The sequence below is a fragment of the Providencia sp. PROV109 genome, assembly GCF_033681625.1.
GTDB classification, from domain to species: Bacteria; Pseudomonadota; Gammaproteobacteria; order Enterobacterales; family Enterobacteriaceae; genus Providencia; species Providencia hangzhouensis.
Window position 1 is genome coordinate 3,398,075 of sequence record NZ_CP096320.1, and the last position, 17,457, is coordinate 3,415,531.

Consider the following 17,457-nt stretch of genomic DNA (forward strand, 5'->3'; position numbering starts at 1 on the left):
AGCAGCAAGAATACATTTAGGATAAAGGTTTCTGGTTTGTGAGGCTATCATGCGTGTATTGATTTTACTACTGTTCACATTTCACTCGTTGTTGAGCCTAGCAACGGCGCACGATAGCTCACTAATTCAGTGGCGTGACACACTGCATTTTGACCAGCAACCACATGATCCCGTTACCGCCACAAAAACATGGAAGTTGTGTGCGCTTTATCCTAGCCTAAAAGATTCTTATTGGTTATCAATTAATTACGGAATGCAAAAAGCGGCAAAACACTATGGCGTTAACCTAAACGTATTAGAAGCCGGTGGATATAACCAACTAGCAACCCAACAAAAGCAAATTACACAGTGCCAACAATGGGGAGCAGATGCCATCTTACTAGGCAGTAGCACCACAACTTTTCCAAACCTTAGCCAACTGGTAGAAAATACGCCTGTCATTGAAGTCATCAATGCTACACACGATAAAACAATTAAAACCCGCGTTGGTGTACCTTGGTTTCAAATGGGTTATCAACCGGGGCGCTATTTAGTCCAATGGAGTCAAGGTAAGCCATTGAAAGTTTTACTTATGCCTGGCCCATTAAATGCCGGAGGCAGCCATGAAATGGAGCAAGGATTCCGAGAAGCTATTGCAGGTAGCCAAGTACAAATTGTGGATGTGGCGCAAGGGGATAACGACCTTGAGGTTCAACGCAATCTATTACATGAAATGTTAGAGCGTAACCCTGATGTCGATGTCGTCGTTGGCACTGCTATTGCTGCTGAGGCCGCAATGGGTGAAGGCCGAAACTTAACGAACCCATTGAATATTGTCTCTTTTTACCTTTCTCACCAAGTCTACCGCGGGTTAAAAAGAGGCCGAATTATTATGGCTGCCAGCGACCAAATGGTTTGGCAAGGTGAGCTAGTGATTGAACAAGCCATCAAAGTACTACAAAAGCAGCCGGTTCCAAACAATATAAGCCCGCCGATTTTAGTGCTTACCCAACAAAACGCAGATAGTGAACACTTACGCAACTCATTATCTCCAGGAGGCTTTAGGCCCGTATATCAATATACATCGGCGGCTAAAAAATAGCCTTCACCATGCTGAGTCACTAATAAATCCGCTTTGATTTTATGGCGTAAACGGCGAATAAGTACATCTATGGTACGTAAGTCAGGGTTATCAACTCGTCGGGCAGATAACATACGTAAAAGACGTTCTCGGCTTAAAATCTCCCGCGGGTTCGTCACAAAAGCCACTAGCATTTCATATTCAGCCCGTGTGAGTTTGATAGCCTGATGCTCAAATTCGAGCGTATGCATCGAAACATTTAGGCAATAGCCAGCAAACTGATAACAATTATCTTGTGAAACAACTTGAGCTTGCGAAGGCTTAGCAAGGTCAATTCGCCAAAGTAAATTTTTAACGCGAACGACTAATTCCCTGAGTTCCAAGGGCTTAGTAACATAGTCATCGGCTCCCATTTCTAAACCCACAATACGGTCAATTTGGTCACAGCGGCCTGTGACTAAAATAATTCCTACCGTGAAACGCTCACGTAGTGCCCTTGTTAACATTAATCCGTTTTCATCTGGTAAATTAATATCCAACAGAATCAAATCAACGGCTTGCTGGTCCATAATTTCGCGTAGCCCCGCGCCATTCCCCGTTACAGAAACACGATACCCTTCTTGCTCAAAGTAAGCCTGTAAGCGAGCCTGAGTAACGGGTTCATCTTCAACAACCACAATATGATGTGATGTCATTGATATACTCTCTTCTGTTCATATCTGTTCATATTTGCCCATATCTTGCCGTAAGCTGTTCATTCTGACTAGTACCGCTATTCATATTAACTCAATAAGATCGCCTGTATTAAACCATATAATTACAGGGGCTATTATGCGGAAACTCTGGAGAGCGTTGCGAAAACCAAGTGCTCGTTGGTCAATGCTAACGTTAATCGTTGTCGGGATTGCAGTGGGTGTTGCGTTAATCGTTGTTCCCCATGTTGGGATGAAAGTGACTAGCACCACCGAGTTTTGTGTCAGTTGCCATAGCATGGAACCCGTTTACGAAGAATATAAGCAATCTGTACATTTCCAAAATGCATCTGGCGTACGCGCAGAATGCCATGACTGCCATATTCCCTCCGACCTTCCAGGCATGATTAAACGGAAACTCGAAGCAAGCAATGATATTTATCAAACATTTATTGCTCACTCGATAGATACCCCAGAAAAATTTGAAGCCAAACGTGCCGAACTTGCGGAACGCGAGTGGGCTCGCATGAAAGAAAATAATTCTGCTACTTGTCGCTCTTGCCATGATTATAACTCGATGGACCACGCCAAACAAAATCCAGAAGCAGCTCGCCAAATGCAAATCGCTGCGAAAGAAAATCAGTCATGTATTGACTGCCATAAAGGGATTGCCCACCAATTACCCGATATGAGCAGTGGCTTTCGTAAGCAATTTGATGAGTTAAGGGCGAAAGCAAATAGTGATGCTGACATTCTTTATTCACTTGATATTAAACCTTTATATTCCAATAAAGGGGATAAAGACCCCGCTGGCTCGTTACTTCCTGCCTCAGAGGTGAAAGTCCTAAAACGTGATGGCGATTGGCTACAAGTTGAAATCACAGGGTGGACAGAAACCGATGGTCGCCAACGAGTTCTATCTGAATTCCCCGGCAAGCGAATTTTCGTAGCTTCGATACGTGGTGATGTTCAAGAAAATGTGAAAAATTTAGAAAGCACCGTCGTCGCTGCAACAGATACGTCATGGAGCAAACTGCAAGCGACTGCATGGATGCAGCAAGGTGATATGGTCAATGATATCAAACCGATATGGGCTTATGCAGACTCTTTATATAACGGTTCTTGTAATCAATGCCATGGCGCGCCAGATATTGCTCACTTTGATGCTAACGGTTGGATAGGCACATTAAACGGTATGATTGGCTTTACCAGTTTAGATAAGCGAGAAGAGCGTACCTTATTGAAATACTTACAAATGAATGCATCTGATACCGCAGGATCTTCACACGGTGATAACGGAGTACAGAATGAAAAATAATCCAACTTTTCAAGCTTCTCGTCGACACTTTTTGTTCCAGCTTGGCGGGCTCACTGTTGCGGGTATGTTAGGCCCTTCCCTATTAACACCACGTAAGGCTAACGCTGCAACATCTGGAGAACAAACTGCGGTGGTACAAGAAGGCATTCTAACTGGGTCACACTGGGGCGCAATTCGCGCTACCGTAGTTGATGGCCGTTTTATCGAAGCAAAACCCTTTGAACACGATAAATTTCCATCAAAAATGATTGCAGGATTGCCTGACCATGTGCATGGCACTGCCCGTATCCGTTACCCAATGGTGCGTGTTGACTGGCTACGTAAACGCCATTTAAGTGACACCTCACAACGAGGTGATAACCGCTTCGTACGTGTTTCTTGGGATGAGGCCCTTGATTTGTTCTATCAAGAATTAGAACGTATTCAAATAACTTATGGGCCAAGTGGATTACTTACTGCAAATGGCTGGCAATCGACAGGGATGCTCCACAATGCATCAGGTATGTTAGCCCGCGCCATTGCGCTGCACGGTAATAGTGTCAGTACTGGCGGAGACTACTCAACGGGTGCTGCACAAGTGATTTTACCTCGAGTTGTCGGGTCAATGGAGGTTTATGAACAACAAACCTCTTGGCCACTAGTCCTTAAAAATAGTAAAACCATCGTATTATGGGGCTCTGACCTGATTAAAAACCAACAAGCTAACTGGTGGTGTCCTGATCATGACGTTTATGAATATTATGAACAACTGAAAGAGAAAGCTGCTAGTGGCGAGATAAAAGTCATCAGTATCGACCCTATAATCACCTCTACTCATGATTACCTTGGGCGTACTAATGTTCAGCATATTGCGATTAACCCGCAAGCGGATGTCCCACTGCAATTAGCCATCGCCCACACGCTTTACAGTGAAAACTTGCATGATAAAACCTTCTTAAAAGAATATTGTGTTGGTTTCGAGCAATTTGTTCCCTACTTAATGGGAAAAACAGATGGACAACCCAAAGATGCACAATGGGCGTCTGAAATTTGTGGTATTGATGCCGGCACAATCCAAGCCTTAGCCCGCCAAATGGCAGCAGATAGAACCCAAATCATTGCAGGTTGGTGCGTTCAACGCATGCAACATGGTGAACAATGGTCGTGGATGATTGTTGTTTTGGCTGCGATGTTAGGTCAAATTGGCTTACCGGGTGGAGGATTTGGCTTCGGTTGGCACTATAATGGAGCAGGAACCCCAAGCCGCCAGGGAATTATTTTAAGTGGTTTTTCCGGCTCAACCAAAGTGCCACCTATTCATGATAACAATGACTACAAAGGCTACAGCAGCACCATTCCTATTGCTCGTTTTATTGATGCTATTTTAGAACCAGGAAAAACAATCAACTGGAACGGTAAAGCAGTTAAATTACCTCCACTAAAAATGTGTGTATTTGCCGGAACCAACCCATTCCACCGCCACCAACAAATTAACCGTATTATTGAAGGTTGGCGCAAACTAGAAACGGTTGTCTCTATTGATAATCAATGGACATCCACCTGTCGTTTTGCCGATATCGTATTACCGGCAACCACACAATTTGAACGTAATGACCTTGACCAATACGGCAATCACTCAAACCGTGGCATTATTGCGATGAAACAACTCGTTGAACCGCAGTTTGAGTCACGTAATGACTTCGATATCTTACGTGACCTCTGCCGCCGTTTTGGTCGTGAAGAAGCCTTTACTGAAGGTTTGGACGAAATGGGCTGGCTAAAACGCATTTGGCAAGAAGGCAGCCAACAAGGAAAAGGCCGTGGTATTCATTTACCCTCCTTCGATACGTTCTGGGAAAAAGAAGGCTATGTGGAATTTGAACATCCACAAATGTTTGTTCGTCATCAAGCATTTAGGGAAGATCCCGACTTAGAACCTTTAGGGACACCGAGTGGTTTAATTGAAATTTACTCAAAAACTATTGCTGATATGCAATATGATGATTGCCAAGGTCACCCAATGTGGTTCGAAAAAGCAGAACGCTCTCATGGTGGTCCAGGTTCAAAAAAATGGCCACTACATTTGCAATCCGCACATCCCGATTTTCGTTTACACTCACAATTGTGCGAGTCCCCTGTATTACGTCAATATTATTCTGTGAGTGGCAAAGAGCCGGTCTTTATTAGCCCTCAAGATGCGAAAGCTAGAGGCATACAAAATGGTGATATTGTTCGTGTTTTCAACGACCGCGGGCAAGTGTTAGCAGGAGCCGTAGTTTCTGACTTATATACAGAAGGCGTTGCTCGTATCCATGAAGGAGCTTGGTATGACCCGACTAAGGGTGGAGAAATCAATTCCCTGTGCAAATACGGAAACCCAAACGTATTAACGCTTGATATTGGAACCTCTCAATTAGCGCAGGCCACCAGCGCACATACAACCTTAGTGGAGATAGAAAAATACACAGGACAAGTGGATAACGTCAATGCATTCGATGGGCCAATTGAAATGGTTGCTCAATGTGAATATGTTCCTGCATCACAGGTGAACAAATGACAAAACAAATCACTTTGTCGCCAGAACAAATAGCATGTGTTTATGCATGGCTAGCACAATTGTTCTCACGTGAATTAGATAATGCAACGTTAGCACAGATTCAATCTAGCGAAATGATGGATTGGTTTACGACTATCGAGCAGGAACCTGTTTTAACTTCGCTAATTCAAGAGGTTAAAACAAAAATCAAAGCGCTAATGATGCGAAATGATGCTCAGCTCGAATTAGCCGCAGATTTTTGTAGTTTATTCTTAATGTCAGATAAACAATCAGCCTTACCTTACGCCTCAGTTTATCCAAACAGTGAACATGGTAATGAACAGATTAAGTACCTATTAGCCGAGGCAGGAATGGAAACCAGTGAGGCATTTAACGAGCCTTCTGACCATATTTCAATTTTTTTGGAGCTATTAAGTCACTTACATTTTTCATTAAATGAAGCCCATTTGGACCAAGAAAAAGTGAAACAGTTACGCCTAAAAACTTTATCACTTTTACTGCAATGGCTACCGGTATTTAGCCAAAATTGCCAACGATATGATGAGTTTGGTTTTTATGCCGCTTTGAGTCAACTGTCGTTAGCGCTAGTTCAATGGGATAAGCAAACCTAGTAGATGCCATTTAAATAATTTATATATTATTCAACTATTATTAAATAAAGGGATATTGATAAATAATATCCCTTTTAAATCTGAGTCATAACACCTGAGTTACTGTAAAGAAATAAGTTTTTCACGGCTCAGCCCAGTGCTTTTCATTATTATCTCGATACTAACTCCTTGTTCCAAAAGATTCCGTGCCGTTGTTATATTTGCCTCTTCTTTGCCTTTTTGAAATCCTTCCTGCAGCCCTTCTTGTCGTCCTTTATCTTGCAATCGTTGCGCAATATTCATGATTGTCTCCTTATGCTTTTCTGTTTGTTCCCCTAAAACTTGAATAACTTGTTCAAAATTATGCGAGTCTAAGGCAATAAACAAATAATTGAGGATAGTTATGATGTCGTTGTCACTATGCAAAAAAAACCTTGGTTTTATTAAGAGGGTGTCAGACCGGGTTGTACCACGCTATAAATTTGTTTTTTCAATTCCCCTTGCTTAGCCAACTGGTAAACATGTGAAGCAACATCCGCGCGCATCACTAAACCATGAACTTCAACCTCTTGTTGAAGAACTGCTTTTCCCGTTGGTTCACCATGTAATAACCCACCAGGGCGAATAATCACATAATCTAACGAGCTAGTTTGTAGCCATGATTCCGCAAGGGATTTTTCTCTCACTGCCTGACCAAACGCAGCGCGTGACCGAGCAGATAAATAAGGCCATGAATCTCCACAGCCTAATGACGTAACTAACACCATGCGAGATATACCCGCTTGCTCGGCACAATCAATCACCGTACGGTGAGCTAAATAATCTTGCGTACCTCCCATGGTTGAAATAACTGTGGCATTTGTTCCTGCGGCATGGCATGCAGCTTTAACCACCTCGCTATCACAAGCATCGCCGATGAAAACTTGCACCCCTACAGCCTCTAACGCTGCTGCAGATTGCCTATTACGTACAACTGCGATGACAGGATGTTTCTCTGCTATTGCCAACTGAGCAATCTGATGGCCAACACCTTTTCCACCAGCGCCAAAAATTAACCATGGTGCCATTACTTTATCCCTTAGCATTTTGAGTAAATATTAATCTAATAGTGATCGGTAAAAGCTAAATTACCACACCACTAATGATAATGCGCCTTATTTTCATTTACTATTTTAATTTATTTAGCCCGCCATTGACTAGCACCGATGATGAAACAGTAAACAACACTAACTTTAATGTTTTTTATGTAACTCTTTTAATCAAACACATTAAAATGTGACTAGTTTAACTTTTTTATTAAAAAATAATTATCATAAAAATTGATAAACCAACAAATTGATTACAAAAATAAATCGTAATATCAACAACTAACAATAAAGTAAATACCACTATCCCATTGATACCCATAATTATTTTAATGTTAATGCGAAGAATTATCATTTGCATTTATATTATTATTTGATTTAATAACTCTCGTCATATATATGCGAAATAATAATTTCTTAATCAATAGTATCGTTAATATCTTTAATAAAAATGGAGTATTTCGATGAAAAAGTTAAATATTATCGCTCTAGCACTCGCAACCTGCACAATGACTTTTGGTGCTTCTGCAGCAATCGGTTCTGGCCAAAGCCAACCTTTCGATCCCAATGAACCTTCCATTCGTGTTGGAGCGACAGAAGGAACCGGTGGTGGACATGGTGGTGCTGCGGGTGATCCTGGTATTGGTGTGCAATCTGTTTACGGTGGAAAAATCATTTCATTCTCTGGGTTAACAAAAATGGCGCCAAAACAACCGGGGAATGAAGCACATGTGATCTCTATGCCTAATAGCTCTGGCTCACATGACAAAATGGGCGTATTTAACTTTGCAAAAGTAGCAGATGCAGAAGTCTATTTCGGCGAATGGTCATCAACCGGACAAGCTAGTGACACAACACACACGGCTTACTACTCTGGTAAAGATGTCACCACCAATATGCCAACAGCGGGCACTGCGGAATACTCTGTTAAAGGGATAAGCCAATATAATGGAGGTGCCCTAGCCGCAGGTACTCTGACAGCCAACTTTGGAACTAAATCCTTAGCAGGGAATATTGGTGCAACCAATATTAATGCCACCATAAATAACAATGCCACTTTCGCCGGAGCGGCCACTCTTAATGGTGAATCAGGCTCAACAAATGGGCACTTCTTTGGCGACCAAGCTAAACATATTGCAGGGGTAACTGAATTTAGCGACCACAGCAAAGACATGGCCTTTGGTGGAAGCCGTGGGAATATCTCCCAGTAATCCGTAAATTAACCTCAGTGGCCAACTATAAAACGTGACAGGTAGTTGGCCACAGCCTTTTATTACCGAAGCTAATCCTATGCGATATCTGCTATTACCCCCTGCCATCATGATGCTTATGGTTGCGTTCTCTGCATTTCCAGCTAGCTTGGATACTGACCGAGAACAGTTGTTATGGCAAAAAGATAAACAAAATTATCGTGATAAAAGTGCAGTTGTCCCCAATAAAGACCAATTGCTACTCCCAGATGACCTATCAATAAAACTAAATGGGGAAAACTATACCCTAAAAAATAACGCTCAAGACTTAGGACAGGCAATTTATCTGGCAATCAACCATCGGCAATTTCAAGACGTACAACGCTTATTGCCTCGCTACCAGCAGCTAACTGATGCGGACCCATTGCTTATTTTATTTGCAAAAGCAGAAACTGCTAAAGCGCAAAACCATTACCCTGAAGCAATTGCCCACTACCAACAAATACTGGCACTTTCACCAAAGTTTCTTCGCATTAAATTGGAACTTGCCCGGGCTTATTTTGAAGATAATCAAAATAAGGAGTCTTTGGCTTTATTCCAAAATTTAATCAACGATGAAACACTCGCATTACCTGCCAGTGTAAAGCAAACAATTCAACAATTTATTGATGCTATAGAAAACCGTACTGCTTGGACAGGAAGCCTCTCTTTTGGCTATAAATACAACAGTAATATCAACCAAGTTCCTGATAAAAATAAAGTTTGGGAAACTCCGGGGGGAACCTGGAAAATGGCTAACCCTAAGTCATCGCCAGGGCTCACCTATGACGCAAGCCTAAGTAAAATTATTCCTATCTCGAGCAACCATTCCCTGCAAATCAAGGGAACATCTTATGGCGACCGCTATCCTCACTATGCTGAATTCAGTGAAAACACTTCTTCTTTAGCAACTTTATATCGTTTTAATGATGCAAATACGACTATCGCCTTTGGCCCATTAATTGAATTAAAAACAGTTAATGAAAAGCGCCGTTATTTAGGTATGGGCGGCAAAATTGAAGCCGACTACCAATTTACACCTCGGGTTATCCTCAGTACCTCCGCTGACTACCAACAACTTCATTACCAAAAACCGTATGACAGTGCTGATGGCAATCGAAGTAGCCTACATCTAACGGGTGTCTATGGTATTACCCCAGATACTTCCCTCTTTTTAGGGGCTGATGCGACTCGTCTCACAACTGAAGTTCGTAGTGATGATTATGACCAGCTAGGTATCCGAGGCGGCTTGTATACCGTACTCACACCCGATATTCATTTACTGGCACTCGCAACTTATCGAGAAAGCCAATTCAAGGCCTTCAACCAAATGTTGAATGTAAAACGCCATGATAAAGAAGCTATGTATTTTGCGCGACTCAGCTTTCCAAATTATTCATTGCTCACATTCACGCCTTATACCAGTTACCGCTTTCGTGACAATCGCAGTTCCGCGGATGGAATTTACTCCTACCACCAGCACGAAATTTCTATTGGGTTAGAAACCCGCTTTTAAGCGTTATGGCACAGAGAAAACACTATGTATAAATACAAATTAACACCTATTACTACTGCAATTATTACTGCTCTTTTGATTCCAATAACCGCTTTAGGGGAAAAAGAAGAACACCTCGGCACCATTACCGTTCAAGATTCAGCAAAAACCATCAAAGAACGGGATCAACAAGGTTACGATGACCAATATGATGCCAAAGGTTCTAAAATTTATTTAGGAAAAGACCTTGTTGAACGTTATAAAGGCACCAGTACTGCAGATGTGCTAAATAGTGCAGTTGGTGTCTATAGCGGTGATGCAAGAAACAGTGGTGCGTTAGACCCAAATATTCGAGGGATCCAAGGGCAAGAGCGCGTTCCTGTCACGGTTGACGGCACAGAACAATCACTCACCGTTTATCGGGGTTATAATGGCGCAAATAACCGTAACTATGTGGACCCAAACCTCATTAGTAGCATTGAGATTGAAAAAAGTGGTTCTCTCGCTGGCGATATAAAAACCTCTGTCGGTGGAGGGATAGCCATCAGAACCATAGGGATAGATGATGTTGTTGCACCGGATGAAAAGTTTGGTGTCAGCTTAAAATTGGAAACCAGCAGTAATTCAACTCGTGAACGTATTCCCCACTATGGTTATGGCGAAGATTACCGAGATCACCCTGAGATTTATAAAAATAAGAACTCTGTCCTTTCCGACCCCGTTGTTAACATCACACCGAAATCCCGAGGAAATGCTCAATTTTTCAATTTTAAAGATAACGGAGGAAGGATCGCGGTTGGGACCCGACAAGAAAAATTTGATTTAATGGCCGCCTATGCTTATCGCCGGCAAGGTAACTACTTTGCGGGGAAAAATGGCGCTCACCGTTATAAAGAATCTGTTCAATTAAATGAACAACAAACAGTACAGCAACAACTTGGCCCAGACCCTTATTTACCTTTTGCCGCGAATGTATTTCGCCCCGGAAAAGAAGTGACTAATACCTCTAATAAGCTGGAATCCTATTTAGTCAAAACCAATTTATATCTCACTGAAAACCAAGCATTACACCTTGGCTTTCGCCGGAGTGAAAGTACCTATGGTGAAATTATGCCTTCACGTTTAGGATTTGCTGAGCTGGAAGGAAAACAAGTATTACCACAATGGCCATTAGCTCACTTTACGGTCAATGCCTATAATGCGGAATACAAATGGAAACCCGAAGATAATCAATGGATTGACCTAAATGCAAATGTGTGGATGACGCATTCGGTAGGAGATACCAACACCTCTGGCGGTTACCCGCGAGAACCTAAAGAACGTGATTGGGGGTTTGAATATGGTTATGGTGATGGAAAAGATCCTAACATTGATGGAACTTTAATTAATACCGCAGCAACCAATTCTGAAAATGACCGTATTGGATTTAATTTACGCAATACCATGGCGCTCACGCCCGATCTCGATTTAACCATTCGCGGCTCAATGCTCAAAGAAAAATTAGACTCTAACGACGTACCACCATCGCAGACGGCTAGCCCGTTTATTGCCCTTCCACGTAAAGGACATCGGCAAGAAACCAGTATTGCCTTTAACTTTAACTATCGTCCAACGAGTTGGCTGGAATTGGATGCTGGTGCAAAATATATTGATGGCTGGACAGAGGATGATTACTTAAAAGAGCAAATGCGCAATCGAACCAAAGGTTTTCAAAACCCTGATGAGCGACTTGCAAAACAGATCAATTACAACCGAATTTTAACTCAAGAAGAATATAATAAGGCTGTTGCCAATGGTTACCAACCCTTCAATGGTGCCTATCAAAATAAACAAATCTTACTCAAAACAATAGGACTTGATGATACGAACTATACCGTTTTCATCACCAAGAGAAAAAACTCTCAGCACCCAGAAGAAAATGGCGTTTTAGACGTTAATTTCCGCACTGAATGGAAATCAGATAACGATGGGCGCTATACCACCAAAACGAACCCTTTCCATAACGGAACTTTTGACTCTCAAGCTCGCGCAGTCGACCCAGTAACCGGTAAAGAAGTTTATGTGTATGGTTCAAGTTACTCACACCCATCAGATGACATCAAACGTGAACTTACTGAAGAAGAAAAATGGAAATTCTCAGGCAAGCAAAAAAGCCATGGCTGGGCCCCCGCTTTTGGTGCCAATATTTGGTTGTCTGATAACGACCGTGTTTATGCACGTTACATTGAAACAGTACGCTTACCGAGTATCTTCGAAAGTAGCATTGGATTTGCAGGCGAAAGTGAAGCTCGTAAAGAGAGGATGGCATTTAAACCCGAACGTGCAAAAACCTTTGAATTTGGTTATTCACGTAATTTACAGGGTTTCCTCGGAGCAGAACGCCATGCCGATGTTAAAATAGGCTATTACCATACGGTCATCGAAAATGCATTTGACCGCGATGGGCGTCTTAATTTCGTTCAAGTAAAAGAACATAAAACCGCAGGGATTGAAGCCTTAGCTCGCTACGATAATGGTGGGGTATTTATGGATATTGGTGTTGATTACCGCCTCAAAAATGAAGTTTGTGATGACTCCGCGCCCGCTAATTTAGACCCAACTAACCGTTATAATCTCTCCCAATGTACAACAGCAGGTTTCCCCGGTGGCTTTTTACGCACACAATTACAGCCTAAATATGCGATTAACTCCAACCTAGGCATGCGCTTTATGGATGAAGATCTCGAAGTGGGAACACGTTTACGTTATACCAGTAGTGTGCAAAATAAAGATGAACGCAAACTGATGCAACAGTTCCCGGGAAGTTATTCGATGGCGAACAACAGTCCAATGCACTGGACACCCACCTTTACAGCGGATGCCTATGCAAGTTACCAAATTGACAAAAATATTAATGTCGAATTCTTAGTAACCAACTTAACTGATCGTTATTATATCGACCCACTGACACGTAGTATGATGCCAGCCCCGGGCCGCACACTACGCTTAGGATTAAATGCGCAATTTTAGATAAATACTGCCGATTTACCGCTCTATAAATATCCGCTGCTAACTTTTAGTTGGAGTGGATATTTATCACTTTAGTATCAGAAAAATAACCGCATAATAGTTTCATCAAATTCATCTTGCTCAACAACAGAAAAGCCAAATTGTTCAAAAAAAGGTTTCATGATGTCATTACCTTCGACATAGCAAATTGATACGGACTTATATTTGCCCAAATTTTTAATTTCCTCGAGAACTAGCGGAATAGCCCTAGAACCAAAACCTTTTCTTTGATGTTTTATATCAATCATCAATTGATCAATAAACACCTCTTCAGGCCTACCATTTTCATGGTTTGAATAATATTGAACAAAGCCAACAGGCTCATCATCAACATAGATACCTCGATTAATATAATAATCAAAAAATTTTGAGGCTGCGATTGACTCTGAGTTAAGAGCGACAAAGTCTTCCTGCTCTTTGGTTATTTCGAGACATATGATATCCACCCAATTGTCTTTGGTGATATCTTTTAGGGTAATGGCCATAAACACCTTACTTTAGATTTACCGATTACAATACCGTTGTGATAAAAAGATGACTCACCATAAATTAACAATAAATACTTTTTTGTTCGCGCCATTCGTGCCTTTGTATTTTTTGAGATGCTATAAACAAATAGCAGTTGATATGTTACGGATAACATTAATATCAGCATTTAGACTAAAATAAAATTTCGACTCATTTATTGCTTTCTAATTAATGAATATTCAGAATTGCGATCCAAGTCAAATATCACTGCCAAATACAACATTATTGTAATTTATCAAATTTTTTTGAAAGAAAAACAAAAAAACGCATTGGTTTATTAAACTAATAATTAAATTTAAAGCAGATTAAAGTAGAACTTAAAACCCAAAAATACAACAACAAAACCCAGAAACTCCTCAATTTTCACCATTATGCAAACTCAATAAAAATAAAACCTTTTCATATAAAAATACATAAAACCTGAACAACCTCACATTTATTAGGTATTTGATAACTCTTCGCATTAATGCATCTGAAAATAAAAATCACTTATGAAACAATATGTTAAAAATTTAATAAATTTTTGTATCGCACTGAAAAATAAAAATATTTTTAATATTGAAATGCGAAAAACAATTCAAAGACTCCATTTTTATTAATTATTTTAATTTATTGATTTTAACCATGCCTTTTCGGCATGGCTAAGAGACTTTCGGAATATTGTCAGGAAAATAGTTTCATGGATAGTATGAATACGAAAATGATGCATTTTTATTATAAATATATACGAATAACTCTTAAAAACATTTCCAATGAAAGGTAACACTATGGGTATATTAAAAGATAGTAAGTTGCTTTTGGTTAGCTTACTTATCATTCTTCTTTCGGAAGCTATAGGGCAAATTAAAATCAGTTTAGTCATGGTTTTTCCAATGCTTTATTCCATGTTGATGGGTGGTATTATCAGTTTTCCAAAATTCAAAATTCTCAGCGAAAAAAACATGGCACACGCTAGCTCTATAATGAGTGTCGCGTTAGTTATCTTAATTGCAAAATTGAGCACCTCCGTTGGTGCATCTTGGGAAAAAATTATTCAAGCCGGTGGCGCATTAATATTGCAAGAAATCGGTCACTTTATTGGTACCATTTTACTTGGTTTACCACTTGCTATCATGTTAGGCATGGGCCGTGAAGCTGTTGGTGCGACCTACTCTATCGGTCGTGAACCTAATATTGCCATTATTGAAGCCAAATATGGTTTAAGTTCACCAGAAGGCCGTGGTGTTATGGCAATGTATATTTGCGGAACATTGTACGGAGCCGTTTGGATGGGCATCATCGCCAGTGTTATCGCTGGACTTGATATTATGAGCCCTCTCGCTTTAGCAATGGGAGCCGGGGTCGGAAGTGGCTCGATGCTAGCTGCGTCAGTCGCACCATTATTGGAGCTTTATCCTGAACACGCTGCGGATATTCAAGCATTTTCATCCTCCGCAAACTTGATGTCTTCAGTATTAGGTCTGTACATCTATATTTTCTTCTCCTTACCGTTTGCCTCTTTCTTATACAACAAGTTGAAAAGAAAACGTGCAACAGCATCAGCAGATACAGAATAAGGATATAAGATCATGAAAAAGATGGCAGAAATTGCAATAATCATCGTGTTAGTCATCATCTTCACTTCACTGGGAGATGCACTCGGCGGTTCAATTTATGGCCGCGGCAGCTTTGGCGCAGTCTTTAGTGACTCACTTATCGCCATGGCATTATTAGGGGGGATGTCATTTGTGGCATACTTAATTGCACAAATCCCACCATTAGGTAAGTTACCTGTAATTTTCTGGGTATCTTTAATTGCTGCCGGTTTGTGTTCACCGTTATTCCCTTACGATAAAGAAATGATCGCAATGACAGGTAAAATATCACTTGCTGTTATTAGTACGACGGTACTTGCATTTGCCGGTCTTTCACTCGGTAAAGATATTGATAAATTTAAAGCTATTTCATGGCGTATCATCCCAGTTTCACTGGCGGTCTTTACGGGAACATTCTTATTCGCTGCACTTATTGGTCAAGTGACACTTTCATGGAGCGGCGTTATCTAACAAGAGGAAATATTTACCATGACAATGACCAAAGACCAATTGAAAGCCATCGTCTGCGAGACAATTGCATCCCATAAAGGGGATATAAAGAAATTAGCAGATGATATTTGGGCAGAGCCTGAGCTAGGCTACAAAGAAATCAAAACAGCAAAAAAAGTGGAAGCTGCATTTTCTGCGCTAGGCGTTAATTACCGAAACCAACTCGCATTAACAGGTGTTAAGGCGCGCCTAAAAGGTGGAAAAGGGAGTAAACATAGTATTGCTGTTATTGGTGAGCTCGATGCGATTATTTGTGCAGAACACCCAGAAGCCGATGATTTAACGGGTGCAGCCCATTGCTGCGGGCACAATGCTCAAATCGCTAATATGATGGCTGTGACTATTGGTCTGGTTAAGTCAGGTGCTATGCAATACCTCGCGGGAGACGTCGTTCCTTTCGCCGTTCCCGCTGAGGAGTATGTTGAACTGGCTTATCGTAATAAACTGATTGAACAAGGAAAAATTAGTTATATCGGCGGTAAGCCAGAGCTGATATCCCTTGGTGAATTTGATGATATCGATATGGCGATGCAAATTCATTTAACCAGTGTCAAACCAGAACGTGATACCGGTTTTATTGAAATATCGACCACCACCAATGGGTTTATTGGCAAGTTGATTAATTACAAAGGGAAAGCATCTCATGCTGCGGCTGCCCCTCACTTAGGTGTCAATGCCCTCAATGCCGCAATGATGGGGATTATGGGAGTGAATGCGATCCGCGAGACCTTCCAAGAAAAAGATTATATTCGTTTTCATCCGATCATCACGCAAGGCGGCGATTTGGTCAATGTCACCCCAAGTGATGTCCGTATGGAAAGTTATGTCCGAGCGTCAAATGTCCCTGCAATGATTGATGCGAATGAGCGTATTACTCGCGCATTGGTTGCTGGTGCAATGTCTGTCGGTGCAGAGGTAGAAGTCAAAGATTTACCGGGTTACCTCCCACTGTATAACAACGATACGTTGAACCATTTGTTGCAGCAAAATGCCCATGACTTGATTGGTGAAGAAAATGTTTGGGTTGCTGGGCACATGACGGGAAGCACGGATACAGGTGACTTATCACATATCATGCCAGTGAGTCACCCATGGATTGGCGCAATTCGTGGTGGTTTGCATGGTAAAGATTACGTTGTTTTTGATGATGATATGGCCTATATCCGCCCAGCTCAAATGATGGCAATGGCAATTATTGACCTGTTATTTGATGATGCATCCCAAGCTGATGAGATGTTAGCTGATTACACCCCATTAATGAGCAAAGAGGAATACCTCTCATTTATCGGCTCTTTTAAGAACTAATTATTAAAATATTCCCCTTATTGCTATGTTAATTATAATAAGGGGAATATGATTTTTTTAGCTTTTATCCCACCTTTAAAATTTTTTCTTCGCATTAATTTAATTTCTTTTTACATTCACCATCTCATTTAAAAAATTTCTAAAATCATGCCAATCACCGCCCTACTTTAAATAAAAAATTTAACTTAAACCCTATTCAGGCTCGCTTTAAAATATAAATATCCTTAATATTAAAATTGAAAAACAAAATCATAACAAATTGATATAAAAGGATTTTAATTGAAATTATAATTTTTTATTATTATTTTAATAAATTACCATCCTTATTATTCATGAGCCATGCAATACTGATATGATATAAACACGATCTCCGTCACGCTCAATTTTTTAATATCCACGCTAAAATTGACCCTATAAATTGATAGATAAAAAATAACGAGTAGAAGTAGAAATCACCCTATTTCTGAATCTAGTTTTTAAAATACAC

The 17,457-nt window shown here is 40.8% G+C and carries 14 protein-coding genes; 10 read left to right on the top strand and 4 right to left on the bottom strand.

All coding sequences use genetic code 11. The features are described 5' to 3' along the window. The first annotated feature begins 49 nt into the window (after positions 1–49). A complete protein-coding gene (gene torT, locus M1F25_RS15605) occupies positions 50–1,081 on the top strand; it encodes a TMAO reductase system periplasmic protein TorT (protein ID WP_110592200.1) in 1,032 nt (343 codons plus the stop codon). On the opposite strand, the gene torR is transcribed toward torT, so the two are convergent. Beyond that, positions 1,054–1,755 carry a two-component system response regulator TorR gene (gene torR, locus M1F25_RS15610; RefSeq protein WP_004262356.1) on the bottom strand — a complete coding sequence of 234 codons (702 nt, stop codon included), beginning with the start codon at positions 1,753–1,755 and terminating at the stop codon, positions 1,054–1,056. The genes torT and torR overlap by 28 nt on opposite strands. Before the next feature lie 136 nt (positions 1,756–1,891). Here torR and torC point away from each other — a divergent pair, with 136 nt between their 5' ends. From torC to torD, 3 genes are read left to right on the top strand one after another with little or no spacing between them, the layout of a single operon-like run. Continuing rightward, complete coding sequence (gene torC / locus M1F25_RS15615) at positions 1,892–3,070, top strand: pentaheme c-type cytochrome TorC (protein ID WP_181488298.1); 1,179 nt, start codon at positions 1,892–1,894, stop codon at positions 3,068–3,070. Then, on the top strand, positions 3,060–5,606 hold the full coding sequence (gene torA, locus M1F25_RS15620; protein WP_181488300.1) for a trimethylamine-N-oxide reductase TorA: 2,547 nt from the start codon (positions 3,060–3,062) through the stop codon (positions 5,604–5,606). Before torC ends, torA begins: the two co-directional genes overlap by 11 nt. Further along, positions 5,603–6,217 carry a molecular chaperone TorD gene (gene torD, locus M1F25_RS15625; protein ID WP_004262368.1) on the top strand — a complete coding sequence of 205 codons (615 nt, stop codon included), beginning with the start codon at positions 5,603–5,605 and terminating at the stop codon, positions 6,215–6,217. Before torA ends, torD begins: the two co-directional genes overlap by 4 nt. 99 nt (positions 6,218–6,316) lie before the next feature. Here the strand turns inward: torD and M1F25_RS15630 are convergent, their stop codons facing one another. Continuing rightward, the gene (locus M1F25_RS15630; protein WP_226617031.1) at positions 6,317–6,499 is read right to left on the bottom strand and encodes a hypothetical protein; all 183 of its coding nucleotides are present in this window, start codon (positions 6,497–6,499) and stop codon (positions 6,317–6,319) included. A gap of 140 nt (positions 6,500–6,639) precedes the next feature. Beyond that, positions 6,640–7,263, bottom strand: a complete 624-nt coding sequence (locus M1F25_RS15635) for an SDR family oxidoreductase (protein WP_036958498.1) — start codon at positions 7,261–7,263, stop codon at positions 6,640–6,642. Positions 7,264–7,745: 482 nt separating this feature from the next. Here M1F25_RS15635 and M1F25_RS15640 point away from each other — a divergent pair, with 482 nt between their 5' ends. The 3 genes from M1F25_RS15640 (at position 7,746) to M1F25_RS15650 (ending at position 13,014) form a co-directional block, all read left to right on the top strand. Next, a complete protein-coding gene (locus tag M1F25_RS15640; RefSeq protein ID WP_094961304.1) occupies positions 7,746–8,492 on the top strand; it encodes a Slam-dependent surface lipoprotein in 747 nt (248 codons plus the stop codon). Positions 8,493–8,571: 79 nt separating this feature from the next. Further along, positions 8,572–10,026, top strand: coding sequence for a porin family protein (locus M1F25_RS15645; protein ID WP_036958532.1), 1,455 nt, complete (start codon positions 8,572–8,574; stop codon positions 10,024–10,026). Positions 10,027–10,050: 24 nt separating this feature from the next. Beyond that, a complete protein-coding gene (locus M1F25_RS15650) occupies positions 10,051–13,014 on the top strand; it encodes a TonB-dependent receptor plug domain-containing protein (protein WP_181488302.1) in 2,964 nt (987 codons plus the stop codon). Between the two features lie 77 nt (positions 13,015–13,091). On the opposite strand, the gene M1F25_RS15655 is transcribed toward M1F25_RS15650, so the two are convergent. Beyond that, the gene (locus M1F25_RS15655) at positions 13,092–13,538 is read right to left on the bottom strand and encodes a GNAT family N-acetyltransferase (RefSeq protein WP_004262388.1); all 447 of its coding nucleotides are present in this window, start codon (positions 13,536–13,538) and stop codon (positions 13,092–13,094) included. 810 nt (positions 13,539–14,348) lie between these two features. Between M1F25_RS15655 and M1F25_RS15660 the strand changes: the two genes are divergently transcribed. From M1F25_RS15660 to M1F25_RS15670, 3 genes are read left to right on the top strand one after another with little or no spacing between them, the layout of a single operon-like run. After that, the gene (locus M1F25_RS15660; protein WP_036958500.1) at positions 14,349–15,137 is read left to right on the top strand and encodes a DUF3100 domain-containing protein; all 789 of its coding nucleotides are present in this window, start codon (positions 14,349–14,351) and stop codon (positions 15,135–15,137) included. 12 nt (positions 15,138–15,149) lie between these two features. Then, a complete protein-coding gene (locus M1F25_RS15665) occupies positions 15,150–15,626 on the top strand; it encodes a hypothetical protein (RefSeq protein WP_004262394.1) in 477 nt (158 codons plus the stop codon). An 18-nt stretch (positions 15,627–15,644) separates the two neighbouring features. Beyond that, entirely contained in the window at positions 15,645–16,970 is a 1,326-nt protein-coding gene (locus M1F25_RS15670; RefSeq protein ID WP_164564855.1) for an amidohydrolase, read from the top strand. The last annotated feature ends 487 nt before the right edge of the window (positions 16,971–17,457 follow it).

What these genes read in the sequence shown, in the direction of transcription:
- torT (WP_110592200.1), top strand. Translation starts at nt 50, where the DNA reads ATGCGTGTATTGATTTTACTACTGTTCACATTTCACTCGTTGTTGAGC.
- torR (WP_004262356.1), bottom strand. Translation starts at nt 1,755, where the DNA reads ATGACATCACATCATATTGTGGTTGTTGAAGATGAACCCGTTACTCAG.
- torC (WP_181488298.1), top strand. Translation starts at nt 1,892, where the DNA reads ATGCGGAAACTCTGGAGAGCGTTGCGAAAACCAAGTGCTCGTTGGTCA.
- torA (WP_181488300.1), top strand. Translation starts at nt 3,060, where the DNA reads ATGAAAAATAATCCAACTTTTCAAGCTTCTCGTCGACACTTTTTGTTC.
- torD (WP_004262368.1), top strand. Translation starts at nt 5,603, where the DNA reads ATGACAAAACAAATCACTTTGTCGCCAGAACAAATAGCATGTGTTTAT.
- M1F25_RS15630 (WP_226617031.1), bottom strand. Translation starts at nt 6,499, where the DNA reads ATGAATATTGCGCAACGATTGCAAGATAAAGGACGACAAGAAGGGCTG.
- M1F25_RS15635 (WP_036958498.1), bottom strand. Translation starts at nt 7,263, where the DNA reads ATGGCACCATGGTTAATTTTTGGCGCTGGTGGAAAAGGTGTTGGCCAT.
- M1F25_RS15640 (WP_094961304.1), top strand. Translation starts at nt 7,746, where the DNA reads ATGAAAAAGTTAAATATTATCGCTCTAGCACTCGCAACCTGCACAATG.
- M1F25_RS15645 (WP_036958532.1), top strand. Translation starts at nt 8,572, where the DNA reads ATGCGATATCTGCTATTACCCCCTGCCATCATGATGCTTATGGTTGCG.
- M1F25_RS15650 (WP_181488302.1), top strand. Translation starts at nt 10,051, where the DNA reads ATGTATAAATACAAATTAACACCTATTACTACTGCAATTATTACTGCT.
- M1F25_RS15655 (WP_004262388.1), bottom strand. Translation starts at nt 13,538, where the DNA reads ATGGCCATTACCCTAAAAGATATCACCAAAGACAATTGGGTGGATATC.
- M1F25_RS15660 (WP_036958500.1), top strand. Translation starts at nt 14,349, where the DNA reads ATGGGTATATTAAAAGATAGTAAGTTGCTTTTGGTTAGCTTACTTATC.
- M1F25_RS15665 (WP_004262394.1), top strand. Translation starts at nt 15,150, where the DNA reads ATGAAAAAGATGGCAGAAATTGCAATAATCATCGTGTTAGTCATCATC.
- M1F25_RS15670 (WP_164564855.1), top strand. Translation starts at nt 15,645, where the DNA reads ATGACAATGACCAAAGACCAATTGAAAGCCATCGTCTGCGAGACAATT.